The sequence below is a fragment of the Geomonas paludis genome (genome assembly GCF_014193585.1).
Taxonomy (GTDB): Bacteria; Desulfobacterota; Desulfuromonadia; order Geobacterales; family Geobacteraceae; genus Geomonas; species Geomonas paludis.
The window spans coordinates 26,029-39,657 of the sequence record NZ_BLXY01000013.1; the positions used below are offsets into that span (position 1 = coordinate 26,029).

Sequence of the window (13,629 nt, forward strand, 5' to 3'; positions counted from 1 at the left end):
TCTTGGAAGGTGCTTGACTCCGTCATTGTAGGGAGGTTTGCGTGTACGGTCAAGCTGGTGGAGCACAGTGAGCCCCACGGAAATACCGTGCAGTGAGCGTGATGTGCTTTCGAAGAATTGCACGAGCCACTACGTTCCCCCCTTTTTCGAAGGGGGGGCAGGGGGGATTTGTCTTTGTAGGAACCTTTTATTGCGAACAAGCCATCGCTGTTGTACGTTTGGAGCCTGTTGCTGAACTTGGCAAGCGGAGGTTGCAGATGGCACAAAGGGAACCGAAGCTGGTGGCGCTGGTAACTGGAGCCGCACGCGGGATCGGGAGGGGGATTGCGCAGCGACTGCTGGCGGAAGGGTACGCGGTGGTGCTGGCTGACATAGAAGGCGCGGCACTTGCCGAGACGGCGGCAATGCTCGATGCGCCGGACGCGGTCCTTGCCGTTCAGACTGACGTCGCCGACGAGCAGCCGGTGCAGGCGCTTATCGACCAGGCGCTGGCGCGTTTCGGGCGGCTGGACCTCTTGGTGAACAACGCGGCGCGGGCCCGGGCCCACGCGGCGCCGGTACACGAGCTGGCGCTTGCCGAATGGAACCGCGTCATCGGCACCAACCTGACCGGCGTGTTCCTCTGCACCAAGCACGCGGCCCCGCACCTCAAGGAAAGCCGCGGCAGCATCGTCAACATCGCGTCCACCCGGGCGCTGCAGTCGGAAGCGGATACCGAGGCCTACTCCGCCAGCAAAGGAGGGCGCTCACCCATGCCCTCTCCATGAGCCTTGGGCCGGAGGTCCGGGTCAACTGCGTGAGCCCCGGATGGATCCACAACGGCGCCGAGGCTGAGTTGCGGCCGGTAGACCACGAGCAGCATCCGGTGGGGCGGGTCGGCCGGCCGGAGGACATCGCCGAACTGGTGCTCTATCTCGCCTCGCCGCGCGCCGGCTTCATCACCGGACAGAACTTCGTGGTCGACGGCGGCATGACGCGCAAGATGATCTACGAGGAGTAGCGTCATTCCCCGGGGGGAGAGGGGATGGGGATTGATCTCGTTCCCAAGGTCCACCTTGGGAACGCAAAGCCTTTCAGAAGCTCCAGCTTCCTAGGATACATAGCTGGAGCTTTGCACCATATGGGGGTCCCAAGCTGGAGCTTGGGACCCAGGGAATAGCTGGGCGGGCGGAATGGAGCGTCCCGCTAGAGGGACAGGCACCTATCGGAGCCCGTCCCTTCTGCTACCCCCCCTAAATAAAACGGGACGCTGCCCCTTCGGCTGCGTCCCGTTTGTCGTTGTAGCGGCTCTGCGCCGCAGCTTGTTCTTTCCGTCCCTACCTGATCCGGTTCAACCTGTGCTGGTACAGGTAGTCCGCGCCCTGGTAGTAGGCGAGCATGTCGGTCAGCATGGCGTCGGTCACCGGCTCGCTCTTGGCGTCGCCGGTCTTTCGGTTCACCTTGTACTGTGCCGCGTACTGCCTCGGCCCCAGCACCAGGAGCTCGTTCTCGGTTAAATAGCCCAGCTTCTGGTAGGTCGAGATGAAGGCGCGCGGGGCCTGCCCCGATTCCTTGAACACGTCGCGTCCCAGGAAGTCGCTCTGGTAGCTCATGTTCATCAGGCCCAGCACGGTGGGGGCGACGTCGATCTGGCTCATCATCTTCTCGACCCGGGCCGGCTTGATGTGCGCCGGTGAGTAGACCAGGAGCGGGATCTCGTACTTCTTGATCGGGATGTCGGTCTTGCCGGCGCTGCCGGCGCAGTGGTCGGCGACGATGACGAAGATGGTGTCCTTGAACCAGGGCTTGCTGCTCGCCTCGGCGATCAGCCTGCCGATGGCGTAGTCGGCGTACTTCACCCCGCCGTTACGCCCTTTCTTGGGCGGAATGTCGATCCTTCCCGCCGGGTAGGTGAAGGGGCGGTGGTTGGAGGTGGTCATCACCATGGAGAAGAACGGCTTGCGGGCGGCGAAGGACTTGTCCCCCTCCTTGATCACCTTGCGGAACAGGTCCTCGTCGCAGACGCCCCATACATTGGCGAAGGTGATTTCGTCCTTGGCGAAGTCGGTGCGGTCCACGATGGAGTAGCCGTTGGCCGAGAAGAAGGCGTTCATGTTGTCGAAGTAGCCGTGACCGGCATAGATGTACTTGGACTGGTACCCTTTCGCGTTCATGATCTCGCCCCAGGAGCGGAAGCCGCCGTTGTTGGGGCGCTTCACGATCGAGGTGCCCGGCAGCGGCGGGACCGAGAGGGTGAGGGCTTCGAGACCGCGCACGGTGCGGGTGCCGTTGGCGTAGAGGTTGGTGAACAAAAGCGACTGGGAGGCCAGGCGGTCCAGGTTCGGGGTCAGCCCCTTCTTGTTGTCGAAGGTGCCCAGGTACTCGGCCGACAGGCTCTCCTCGACCACCACCACCAGGTTGAGGTGCTTTTCGGGGCCCTCGGCGCGGATGGCGCGGGTGAAACGCTCGGACTTGGGATCGACGAAGCTGTTGTTCCTCTCCGCCACCAGGGTCCTCAGCCGCGCGTTGACCTGGTTCTGCGGCAGGGTGCGGTAGAACCTGGTGAAGGGGAGCTCGTTGTTGATGAAGGCGGCGAACAGGTTGTAGACCCCGTTGCCGGCGATCTCGTTGGCGTAGTTGTTCCTGGAGATGGCGGACTGGGAGATGTTGACCACGCCGTAGGAGAGGACCACGGGGAGCAGGAGCAGGAAACCGGTGCGGTGGTAGGGGCCGTTGAAGGTCAGCTCCGCCCCGCGGGCCAGCGGCTTTCTCAGCACCCAGCACACCGCCGCCGCGACGGCTCCGATCCCGGAGAAGATGGCGGAAAGGGGATAGGACTCGCGGATGTTGCCGACCACCTCCTGGGTATAGACCAGGTAATCGATGGCGATGAAGTTGAAGCGGGTGCCGAACTCGTCGAAGAAGATGAACTCGGCGCAGATGTCGAAGATCAGCACGCCGACGAACAGGGCGAAGAAGAACCGGACCAGCCAGATGTGCCAGCGGTGCGTGGCCACCCGGCGCGGGACCAGGATCAGGTAGAGCGCCAGCGGCACGATGGCGTAGGCGAGCGTGGCCAGGTCGAAGTAGACGCCGGCGGCAGCGGCCTTTAGCAGCAGCGAGAGTTTGAGGCCGGCCCCTTTCGGGGTGGCGGCCGCCAGCATGATCCGGATGGCGGTGCTGACTGCGAGGAAGGTACAGGAGACGAAGGCGACCAGACCCAGTCGTCGTTGCGGCATAGGTTAACCTCTTTTGTGTTCTAGTGCAAAGCAACGCCTATAGTATGGGAGTTCTCCTTGCCGTTGCATTGCAGAAAGATGACATTTTTGTCATGTGGCTAGACCAGTTCTCCACCTTTGGTGTCGAGCACGGCACGCACCTTTGCCGCCAGGTCGGTGCTGGTGAACGGTTTGGAGATGAAGTTCACCCCCTGGTCCAGCACGCCGTGGTGTGCGATGACGTTGGCGGTATAGCCCGACATGTAGAGGCATTTGACCCCGGGGCAGAAGGGGAGCACCCTGCGCACCAGCTCCCTGCCGTTCATCTCCGGCATCACCACGTCCGTGATCACCAGGTCGATCCTGTTGCCGTACTCCTGCGCGACCTTCAGCGCATCCCCCGGTTTCGATGCCGGCAGCACATGGTAGCCCTGCAGGGCCAACAGGGACACGGTGACGTCCAGGATGCTCGGTTCGTCCTCGACCAGCAGGATGGTCTCGCTGCCGCCGTGGACCGGCGCCGCGGCGGCTTCGGGCACCGCCCGGCCCCCCTGCTCGGCGTGACGCGGCAGGTAAATCTTGAAGGTGGTCCCTTTTCCCGGCTCGCTGTAGGTATTGATGAAGCCGTTGTTCTGCTTCACGATGCCGTACACGGTGGCGAGCCCCAGCCCGGTCCCGCGCCCGATCTCCTTGGTCGAGAAGAAGGGCTCGAAGATCTGCGCCATGGTCTCGTGGTCCATGCCGCAGCCGTCGTCGCTCACCGCCAGCAGGACATAGTCGCCCGGGACGAAGTCGAAGTGCGCGTTGCAGTACTCGGCGTCGAAGGAGACGTTGCCGGTCTCGATGGTGATCTTGCCGACATCGGCGATGGCGTCGCGCGCGTTGACGCAGAGGTTGGCCAGAATCTGGTCCAGCTGCGAGGGGTCCATGCAGACGTCCCAGAGGTTTTTGCCCGGGTTCCAGGCGAGGTCGATGTCCTCTCCCACCAGGCGCTTGAGCATCTTCAGCATCTCTTCCACCGCGCCGTTCAGGTTGAGCACCTTGGGCGCGATGGTCTGCTTGCGGGCAAAGCCCAAAAGCTGGCTGGTGAGCGCGGCAGACTTCTCCGCGGCCTGCCGGATTCCCTCCAGCCTCACCAGCATCGGGTGTCCCGGTTCCAGTTCCCGCATCCCCAACTGGGCCAGCCCCATGATCACGGTGAGCAGGTTGTTGAAGTCGTGCGCGACACCCCCCGCCAGCCGCCCCACCGACTCCATCTTCTGGGCCTGCTGCAGTTGGTGCTCCAGCCGCTGCCTTTCCACCTCGCCCCGTTTCAACTCGGTGACGTCGGACACTAGCACGTAGAAGCCGCGCACGGAGCCGTCCACGACGTCGGGAATGTAGTGGGACCAGACGTGGGCGGTCCCGCCGTCGCGCTTCACCAGGGTCCTTTGGAACTGCTGCGGCTCTCCCGCCAGGACCGCGCGCACGTGCGGCTCATTCTGGATGAAAAGCTCCTCCCCCAGGAGCTCGCGCATGGTCGTGCCGATGATCTCGTCCGAATTCTTGCCGAACCACTCGCGGTAGGGCCTGTTGGCGAAGCCGCAGGTCAGGTTCGCGTTCCAGTATCCCACCAGTCCCGGCAGGTGGTCGGTCAACAGGCGCAGGAAACGCTCGTTGGCCTCCAGCGCTTTCTCGAACCTTATCCTGTCGGTGATGTCTTCGGTGAAGATGACGATGCCGCCGACCTCTCCCGCAGCCTGGTACCAGGGGCGGATTTCCCACCGTACGTACTGGACCGAGCCGTCGGCGCGCAGGAACTGGTCCACCTCCGCCCGGAGAGTTTCCCCGGCCAGACCACGGCGGTGGCACTCCTTCCACTGTTCGGGAATCTCCGGGAAGACCTGGTAGTGCGACAGCCCCAGGATGTCGCGATCCCCCAGGCCGTACATGGCAAGCCAGCGGCGGCTCACCTCGATGTAACGCATGTCGCGGTCGAACATGGCCAGGGAAGCGGGGGCCGCCTCGAAGAACAGGCGCAGCTGGGCGTTCTTCTGGCTCAGATTTTCCAGGCTCTCCAGGCGCCCGCGGTCCGCCTCGGCCAACTGCCCCAGCAGGCGGTTGATCAGGACGTACAGCAGGGTCGCCGTGCAGAGGATGAAGACGAACCCCTTGGCGACGGCAATCTGCAGCAGCGTCCCCTTGTCCTCGATGAGCAGGTCGATGATGTGGTCGGAACCGTAGATCCAGGCCAGCCCGAAGATGGCGTAGATCGCGACGATGCGTACCGTCTGGTTCTGGATCAGCGGCCCGGAGGATGCGGCGTCGGCAGGTTGATGGTCATGTTTCGGCAACGGATGCTCCTGTGTCCCCGTCTGGCGGTGCCGGAAAGCGCAGGGTCACCACGGTCCCCGCGCCGGGGCGGCTGGCTACCGAGGCGGTGCCGCCGTGAAGGTTCATGATCGAGCGCACGATGGCAAGGCCCAGTCCGCTCCCCTGGTTGTAGATCTGGCGGGCCTGCGGCGAGCGGTAGAACCGGTCGAACACGCGCGGCAGCTCGGCCGGGTCCACCCCCATGCCGTCGTCCTCGACGGCAATCTCCAGGCCCCCGTCGTCGGTCCCGCGCAGCTTGACCCGGATCTCCCCGAAGCGGGAGCCGTAGTGCAGCGCGTTGGAGATGAGGTTGCCCACGGCGCGCTGGAACAGGTTGGGGTCGACGCTCACCTCTCCGTCCCCTTCGATCACGATCGCCGTGTGCTGCTCCTCGGCCAAATTGCCGTAGTACTCCGCCAGCCGCTCCACCTCGGCCCTCGCGTCGATCAGGACCGGCTGGTAGGCCCGGTCCGGGCGCGCCAGGAACAGGATGTCCCCCACCATGCGGGACAGGCGCTCGTATTCCTCGATGGCGGACTCGATGATGCGGCGGTACTCCTCCTCCGAACGCGCCCGGGAGAGCGCGACCTCGGCCTCCCCGCGCAGGTTGTTGATCGGCGTGCGCAGCTCGTGGGCGAGGTTGGCGGAAAATTCGGAAAGCCGGCCGAAGGATTCCTCCAGCCGCCCCAGCATGGCGTCCAGCGCCACGGTGAGCTGGTTCAGCTCGCGCGGCCAGTTGGCCGTCCCGACGCGCTGGTGCAGGTCCGCCTCGGTGATGTGCGCCACCTTGTCCGCCATCTCCTGCAGCGGCCGCAATCCCCGTCGCGTGATCGCCACTCCCAGGAGTGCCGCCAGCAGCAGGCCGGTCACCACCGCGGCCGCGGTGCGGATCAGGTACTTCGACATCAGCGCGTCTTCGTCGGTGATCTCCAGCGCGACCTGGATCAGCCGGTAGTGGGGGTTGCCCCCCCGCTCCGCCCAGGCGGCGTTGAGCAGGTAGTGCCTTTTGTCCGGGGCGCGGTACTTGCGGCCGCGGCCGATCTTCTCGGCGCTGGTCACCGCCGGGGGGAACAGGTCGACTGCCAGTCCCGCCATCTCCGGGGACTGCATGAGCGTACTCCCCACGGCATCCTGGACCCGCACCAGGTGGCGGTTGGGCTGCCCCGGCTTGTTCACCGGGATCTGGTCGCGCAGGGCGTCGGGGTGGCGGGCGATGATGTCCCTGAGCGTCCCGATCCGCTCCACCAGGAAGTCGTTGTCCTCGAAGTCGAGGTCTTTGTAAAGGGCTTTGAATTGGAACCAGTTGGTGCAAAGGAGGATGAGCAGGGTGGCGACCAGGTAGAAACCCACCAGCCGGGCCGTGATGGAGCTGGAGCGGGGACGGTCAGGCCGCTTCGTCGATGACATAGCCGACCCCCCGGATGGTGTGGATGAGCTTCAGGGCAAACGGGTCGTCCACCTTTTTCCTCAACCTCCTGATGGCGACGTCCACAACGTTGGTGTCGCTGTCGAAGTTGATGCCCCAGACCTGCTCGGAGATGGTGGTGCGGGAGAGGACCTCGCCGCGGCGCCTGAGCATCAGCGCCAGCAGCTGAAACTCCTTGACGGTGAGGTCGAGGGTCTGGCCGCCGCGCCTGGCCTTGTGCCGGACCAGGTCCAGTTCCAGGTCCGCCATCTTGAGCAGTTCGGTCTGCTGCAGCGGGTGCCGGCGCAGGATGATCCTGATGCGGGCCAAAAGCTCCGAGAAGGCGTACGGCTTCACCAGGTAATCGTCGGCGCCTAGCTCCAGGCCGTGCACCCGGTCGTGCACGGAGTCGCGCGCCGACAGGAAGATCACCGGGACGTCCTTGCCGGCCTCCCTGAGCTCCTGGATGATGGCCCACCCCCCCTTGATGGGGAGCATCACGTCGAGGATGATCAGGTCGTACTGCTCGGTCACTGCCAGGTGCAGGCCGTCCTCGCCGTCGTTGGCGATGTCGACGCTGAAGCCGTTCTCGGTGAGCCCCTTTTTCAGGTAGTTGGCGGCCTTGTGCTCGTCTTCGATGATCAGGATGCGCATCCGACTCCCCACTGCTCATGAATTACCCGCAAGAGTATATATCATTGGAGTGCCGGACGCGATAACTATAATAAAAAAGAGTGCCTAGACCCTGAACCACCCCACCATGCCGTTGAGCTCGGTGGCGAGCTGGGACAGCCCCCCCGAGGAGTGCCTGATGTCGGTGAAGGAGCTTCTGAGCTCCCTGGCGATCTCGTGCACCCCCTCCATGTTCTGGGACACCTCGCTGCTGGTGGAGGACTGCTCCTCGGCGGCCACCGCGATCCTTTGCACCATGTCCGCCACCTGTTCCACGTAGCTCACGATCTCGCCGATGGCCACCAGGGTCTGCTGCACCTGCCCCTGGACCTTCTGCACCGACTCCCTTTCTTCATGCATGTAGTCGACCGAGGAGCGGACGCTGTTCTGCATGGTCTTGACGGTCTGCGCAATCTCCTGGGTCGCGGTGCCGGTCCGCTCGGCCAGCTCCCGCACGTTGTCGGCGACCACGGCGAAGCCGCGTCCCTGCTCGCCGGCCCGGGCCGCCTCGATGGCCGCGTTCAGGGCCAAGAGGTTGGTCTGGTTGGCGATGTCGTTGATCAGGGTGACCACGTCGGAGATCTCCTCGGACTGTTTGCCCAGCGACTCCACCTTCTGGGCCGCCTGCTGTACCGACTCGGCGAAGCGGTCCAACTCCCGGGCCGTTTCCGTCATGGCGTGCTTGCCGCGTTCGGCGATCTCCTTCATCCTGGTGGCCGCATCCGAGGTGTCGCTGGAGTTTCTGGCCACCTCGATGGTGGTCTGGGTCATCTCGGTCATGGCGGTCGCGGACTGGTCGATGCGGGCGGTCTGCTCTTCGGCCCCCTGCTCCAGGGCCACCGCCGTCGCCGAGAGCTCCTCGGAACTGCTGGCCAGGCTTTGGGTGGCGTCCTTGATCTTGCCCACCATTCCCCTGAGGTTGTCGACCATTTCCCCCATGGCGAACTGCACCTTGCCCACCTCGTCGCCGCTCTTGCTGTCGATGTGCACGGCAAGATCCCCCTTGGCCACCGCCTGCGATACCGAGAGGAGCTGGGCCAGCGGTCTGGAGATGGAGCGGTACACCCAGATGCCGAAGATGATGCCGAACAGGACGGCGCCGAGGCTGATGGCGGCGATGAGCAGCGTGGAGAAACGCACCATCTTGTTCACGGTGGTGATCGCCTTTTCCTGGTCCACCTGGGCGACACTCACCGTTTTCTGCCCGCTCTCCGCCTGTTGCTTGACGATCTCGCGCAGCTTACCCATGGCGGCGGCCGCCTTGGCCTCCATGTCGAGCCGGTTGCGGATCTTGGAGAGCACGCCGTCTTTCACGAAGAGCAGCCCCTTGATGGCGGAGAGCGCCCCCTCCGCCTGGTGCAGCAGCGCCGCCTCGCCCCGCGCGTTCAGTCTGGCGAGCGACTTGGCGAGCTGGGCGTCCACCTGGCCGATGCGCCCGAAGATTCCGTTCAGCTCGGTCTCGATGGCGACGACCTCCTTGGCGCTCCCCGCCGTGAACAGGCGCGAGGCGAGCCCGTCCACCTTGAGCCCGAGCGAGAGGAGCTCGGAATTGCCTGCCATCACCGAGGTGGCCACGGTTGAATTGTTGAAATAGGAGGACTGCTTGCGGCTTTCCGAGGCAAGGGTGTCAGCCGCCATGGCCCCCTCCTGCTCCAGGACCAAATTCACCGCGTTCATTTTCTGGGTGATCTCGGAGAAGAGCTGGTCCCGCACCGAAGTGTCGGTGGCGCCGGGCTCGACCGCGGCCCCTTGCGCCTTGCCGAACGGGGCGATCCTGCTGTTCAGGTACTTGAGGTCGGCTGAGATGCTGCCGGAGTTTTTCGCCAGCTCGTTTTGCAGCGCCTTGTTCATCGCCGAGTTGCACTTGGCCAGCGAGATGAGGACCGCCTTCTTTCCTTGCGCCTTGCTCACCTCCAAAAGCCCCAGGTGGAAATCCTTCAGGGTCAGCTTGAGCGCCTCGACGTTGCGCACCCGGTCCGAGACCCCCTTGGTCTCGGTCACCGACCTGCTGTAAGAGGTGGAACTGGAGGACTGCAGCCCCTTGATCTTGGCATCCAGTTCCTTGAGGCGCGCGGTCGCCTCGCGCATACGCTCGGTGATGGCCTTGTTGGCCGCGGCCGCGTCCTCCTCGGCCTTCAACTTGCCCCTGGTGACGGTGAAGATCTCGCCGGCGATGCTGGTCAGCGCCTGGTGCGCCTCGAGCCTCACGTCCCCGGAAAGGGTCTGCAGCGCACCCTGGCCCTTTTCCACCACGGCGAGCGATTTTTCGGCCTCGGTTTTCCCTGCCTCGAACTCGGTGCTGCTTCGGGATGCGCTGGCCTTGATCAGGTCGGCCGTTGCCTCCTGGATTTCGCGCTGGAACTCTACCGTTCTCATTTGGAACGGGGTGCTGCGCTGGGTGAGATCCTGGAGCTTGCTGTCGACAAAGCGCATGCCGACGATGCTGGCGATGGCGACACCGGCGACGATGAGGATCACGGTGACTACGTTCAGGGTCAGTTTGGTCTTGATGGTCATGCCTCTGCTCCGATCTGTGGCGCTGGGGAAACGGTAGTCGGGTTACTGCTTGATGTATTGTTGCCCCTCGCCCTTGATGAAGGAGATCAGCTTCTGCACCTTGGCCGAGGGGGCGCCCTTGGTGATCACGATCACCGGCCGCGCAACGTCCGGGGTTTTCACGGTCTTGATGGTGGCATCCACCATGGTGACCGGGCCGAACGCGATGGCCTCGGGGTTGGCGGCGACCTTTTCACGCACGTCTTCGAACCTGCCCGCGTCGACCACGTCGGCCGCAAAGGGAGCATCGCCCAGGGCGAGCTTCTTGAAAGCGGCATTGGTGGCGGGGTTGATCGAGGAAAGGACGATCAGGATGGGGGCGTCGTTGCCTCCCACCTCCTTCCAGTTGGTGATCTTGCCGGTGAAGATCCCCTTCAGCTGGTCCATGGTGAGAGCGGCGACCGGGTTGTCCCTGTGGGCTACCGTGTAGATCTTGCTGGCGCCGATCTCGGTGGCGACGTAGGCGGAGGGATCGGCAACCTCGATATTCTCCTTCTTGGCGGTCTTCAGCAGGTCGGGGTAGGCGAGGCCGGCTGTGGAAAGGTCCAACTCCCCTGCCGCCAGTTGTTTGAAGGCGAGGGTGGCGCTGCTGAAGTTTAGCTTCAGCGTGATGCCGGTGCTCTTTTCGAAGGCTTCCTGCACCGGTTTCAGATAGCCGTCGATGGGGGCGCCGCCCCCTCCCGCCTTGATCTCTTCGCCCATCGCGGTGTTGCCGAAGGCCATCGAAGCAACAAGTGCCAGACTGATGATACCTCTTTTCATGCTGCGTCCCCTCCTGGTTTAGTGGGTCTCTAGCGAGACAGAAAGTAGCGCCGGCTGCAACCGCCGCGTTACTGCTTGATGTACTTTTTCCCCTCGCCGTTGATGAAGTCGAGGAGCTTTTGCACCTTGGCCGAGGGCTTTCCCTTGGTGATCAGGGTGATGTCGCGCGCCAGCTCCGGCGCCTGCACCGCCTTGACCGACTCGTCCACCAGTGAGAGGGGGCCGAAGCCGATGGCGGAGGGGTTCGAGGCCACGTTGAGCCTGACGTCCTCGGCCGTGGTGGCGTCGATGACGTCCTTGGCGACCGCCTTGTCGCCCAGGAACTTCTTGAAGAACATGCTGTTGGTGCCCGGCGTCAGCTTGCCGACCACCAACAGGATCGGCACATCCTCTCCGCCGACCTCCTTCCACGATCCGATTTCTCCCGAGAAGATCCCCTGCAACTGTTCCGCGCTCAGTTGGCTGACCTTGTTCTCCTTGTTTACCAGCACCTTGATCTTATCCTTGCCGACGACGACGGGGGTGAAGGCAGCAGGTTGCGCCACCTCCGCTCCTTCTTTCTTCATCAGCGCCAGCCAGTCCTGGTAGCTGAGCCCTGCCGCGGCGGCGTCCACTTCACCTTTCTGCAGGTCCACGAAAGCGTTCTTCGGACCAGAGGCGACGATGTAGAGTTTGAGGCCGGAGGCCTGCTCGAAAGCCGTGCGGATCGGCTTCAGGATATTCTCGGTGGGCGCGCCCCCAGCTCCGATCTTCAGTTCCTCGGCGCCGGCCTGGGCGGCGACACCTGCCAGTACGGACACAATAATTGCTGCCGCAACACGCATTGCTCTCATAGTCATTCCTCCTAGGTACAAGATGAAGTGTAAAAGGCCATTGTCACTTAGCCGCAAGTGCTCTATTCGACACACTGTAACGAAACTTGAAAGTAATATTTGAGTGAACGGTGACGAGGTTATGACAGGGAGAGGTTCTTCTTGAAACAGTGGCAGTAGTTGTGTGGCGGGAGGAGGAGCCGGGAAAGTCCGGCTCCTCTTTGGACAGCTAAAGCCGGAACTGGTGCACCAGATGCTGCAGTTCCTCGGAGTTCATGCGCAACTGTGCTGCCGCAGCGGCGGATTCCTGCGCCCCCTGCGAGGTCTGCTGCACTACCTGCGTTATCTGCACGATGTTGCTGGAGATCTCGCTGGTGGTCGCCGTCTGTTCTTCGGCTGCCGTCGCCACCTGGTGGATCTGCATGGCCACGTCGTTGATCTGCTCCAGGATCTCCTGCAGCGCGCTGCCCGACTTGGCTGCTTCGGCGGTGCCGCTTTGGACCTGCTGCACCCCTTCTTCCATGGCGACGACGGCCCCCCTGGTCTCGCTCTGGATCGCCTTGATCATCTCGCCGATCTCCCTGGTGGCCTTGGTGGTCCTTTCCGCCAGGGCGCGCACCTCGTCCGCCACCACGGCAAACCCGCGTCCCTGCTCCCCGGCGCGGGCCGCCTCGATGGCGGCGTTCAGCGCCAGCAGGTTGGTCTGGTCCGCTATGTCCTCGATGGTGCCGATGATGGCCCCGATCTGGTCGCTGCGCTCGCCCAGGCTCTCGACGGTCCTGGAGGTTTCCTGCACCTTCGCTGCGATCTGCCCCATCACCGTTACCGTGCCTTGCACCACCTCTGCCCCGTTTTCGGCGGTCCTTGAGGCGCGTTTGGCCCCCTCCGCCGCCATCTGGCAGTTGCGCGCTATGTCCGACGAGGTGGCCGACATCTCTTCGCCTGCCGTGGCCACGGTGCCGGCCTGGGCCGCCACTTCCTCGGCGCCGGTGGCGATCTGGTCGGAGGTTGCGTGCAACTGGTTGGCCGCGGAGGCGACCTGCGCCGAGGTGTCGGCGACCTTGCCGATGGTGCTGCGCAGGTTGTCCGTCATCGCCTTCAGTGCAATCATGAGCTGCCCGGTCTCGTCGCCGGAGGTGGCCTCGATGGAGACGGTGAGGTCGCCGGCACCGATGGCGCTGGCAGCCCCCACCGCAGCCTGCAGCGGCCTGGTGATCATCCTGGTGATCACCAACCCGCAGACGACGGCGATCACCAGGCTGGCGATCACGAGGACGGACATCACGACGGTGGCAGCGTCAGCCACTTCCGTGTTCTCGTCCGAGGCGGCTTTGCCCTGGCCTTCCATCAGTTCCATCAGCTTGTTGAGCTGTTCCTGTTCGTGCAGGGCCGCCTTCTTGGCCTCCCCGTGCATGAGGTCCATGGCCTGCTCGGCCTTGCCTGCCTGGACCAGCCTGGTGACCTGGTCGATGTAGCTCCCGTAGACCTTGCGCGACTCTATGAACTCGTTGAAACCTTTGCGTTCCTCGTCGGTGTCGAGGGCATTTTTGAATTTTTCTGCCCGGTCACCGACCTCCTTGCGCAGCTTCTTTATCGTCGCCAGCGCTTCCTGCCGTTCGCTCTCCTGCTTTGCTTCGACGAAATCGCGCAGGTTGATGCGGACCCGCTGGAAGGCGATCGACATCTGCGCGATATCGGCTAGCGGTGCCGTGATTGCCTCGTAGAGATGGGTGTCGGCGTCGTCGATCTGCCGGATCTTCAGAATGCCTATACCGCCGACCACCGCACTTAGCACCGCGACCAGCAGAAAAGCCGAAAGCAATTTGGTTCCCACTTTGAGACGTGCCAGCATAGTTCCTCCTCATATTTCAAT

The 13,629-nt window shown here is 63.7% G+C and carries 8 protein-coding genes and 1 pseudogene; 1 reads left to right on the top strand and 8 read right to left on the bottom strand.

Annotated elements, in window-relative coordinates:
- The first annotated feature begins 257 nt into the window (after nt 1-257).
- A pseudogene (locus tag H7687_RS18865) lies at nt 258-1,000 on the top strand (glucose 1-dehydrogenase).
- Nucleotides 1,001-1,316: 316 nt separating this feature from the next.
- Here H7687_RS18865 and H7687_RS18870 read toward each other — a convergent pair.
- From H7687_RS18870 to H7687_RS18905, 8 genes are all read right to left on the bottom strand, one after another.
- Entirely contained in the window at nt 1,317-3,218 is a 1,902-nt protein-coding gene (locus H7687_RS18870) for an LTA synthase family protein (protein WP_183350291.1), read from the bottom strand.
- A 98-nt stretch (nt 3,219-3,316) separates the two neighbouring features.
- Nucleotides 3,317-5,530 (bottom strand): hybrid sensor histidine kinase/response regulator, encoded by a 2,214-nt coding sequence (locus tag H7687_RS18875; RefSeq protein ID WP_246405006.1) that lies wholly within the window; start codon nt 5,528-5,530, stop codon nt 3,317-3,319.
- Complete coding sequence (locus H7687_RS18880) at nt 5,517-6,956, bottom strand: heavy metal sensor histidine kinase (RefSeq protein ID WP_183350293.1); 1,440 nt, start codon at nt 6,954-6,956, stop codon at nt 5,517-5,519. The genes H7687_RS18875 and H7687_RS18880 overlap by 14 nt, the downstream gene beginning before the upstream one ends.
- The gene (locus tag H7687_RS18885; protein WP_183350295.1) at nt 6,934-7,608 is read right to left on the bottom strand and encodes a heavy metal response regulator transcription factor; all 675 of its coding nucleotides are present in this window, start codon (nt 7,606-7,608) and stop codon (nt 6,934-6,936) included. The genes H7687_RS18880 and H7687_RS18885 overlap by 23 nt, the downstream gene beginning before the upstream one ends.
- A gap of 84 nt (nt 7,609-7,692) precedes the next feature.
- Complete coding sequence (locus H7687_RS18890) at nt 7,693-10,143, bottom strand: methyl-accepting chemotaxis protein (protein ID WP_183350297.1); 2,451 nt, start codon at nt 10,141-10,143, stop codon at nt 7,693-7,695.
- Nucleotides 10,144-10,185: 42 nt separating this feature from the next.
- Nucleotides 10,186-10,944, bottom strand: coding sequence for a substrate-binding domain-containing protein (locus H7687_RS18895; protein ID WP_183350299.1), 759 nt, complete (start codon nt 10,942-10,944; stop codon nt 10,186-10,188).
- A gap of 68 nt (nt 10,945-11,012) precedes the next feature.
- A complete protein-coding gene (locus tag H7687_RS18900; protein ID WP_183350302.1) occupies nt 11,013-11,777 on the bottom strand; it encodes a substrate-binding domain-containing protein in 765 nt (254 codons plus the stop codon).
- Nucleotides 11,778-11,985: 208 nt separating this feature from the next.
- On the bottom strand, nt 11,986-13,608 hold the full coding sequence (locus H7687_RS18905) for a methyl-accepting chemotaxis protein (protein ID WP_183350304.1): 1,623 nt from the start codon (nt 13,606-13,608) through the stop codon (nt 11,986-11,988).
- Between the last annotated feature and the right edge of the window lie 21 nt (nt 13,609-13,629).

Excerpts from the sequence above, each read along its gene's own strand:
- H7687_RS18890 (WP_183350297.1), bottom strand. The coding sequence starts at position 10,143 with ATGACCATCAAGACCAAACTGACCCTGAACGTAGTCACCGTGATCCTC.
- H7687_RS18895 (WP_183350299.1), bottom strand. The coding sequence starts at position 10,944 with ATGAAAAGAGGTATCATCAGTCTGGCACTTGTTGCTTCGATGGCCTTC.
- H7687_RS18870 (WP_183350291.1), bottom strand. The coding sequence starts at position 3,218 with ATGCCGCAACGACGACTGGGTCTGGTCGCCTTCGTCTCCTGTACCTTC.
- H7687_RS18900 (WP_183350302.1), bottom strand. The coding sequence starts at position 11,777 with ATGAGAGCAATGCGTGTTGCGGCAGCAATTATTGTGTCCGTACTGGCA.
- H7687_RS18885 (WP_183350295.1), bottom strand. The coding sequence starts at position 7,608 with ATGCGCATCCTGATCATCGAAGACGAGCACAAGGCCGCCAACTACCTG.
- H7687_RS18880 (WP_183350293.1), bottom strand. The coding sequence starts at position 6,956 with ATGTCATCGACGAAGCGGCCTGACCGTCCCCGCTCCAGCTCCATCACG.
- H7687_RS18905 (WP_183350304.1), bottom strand. The coding sequence starts at position 13,608 with ATGCTGGCACGTCTCAAAGTGGGAACCAAATTGCTTTCGGCTTTTCTG.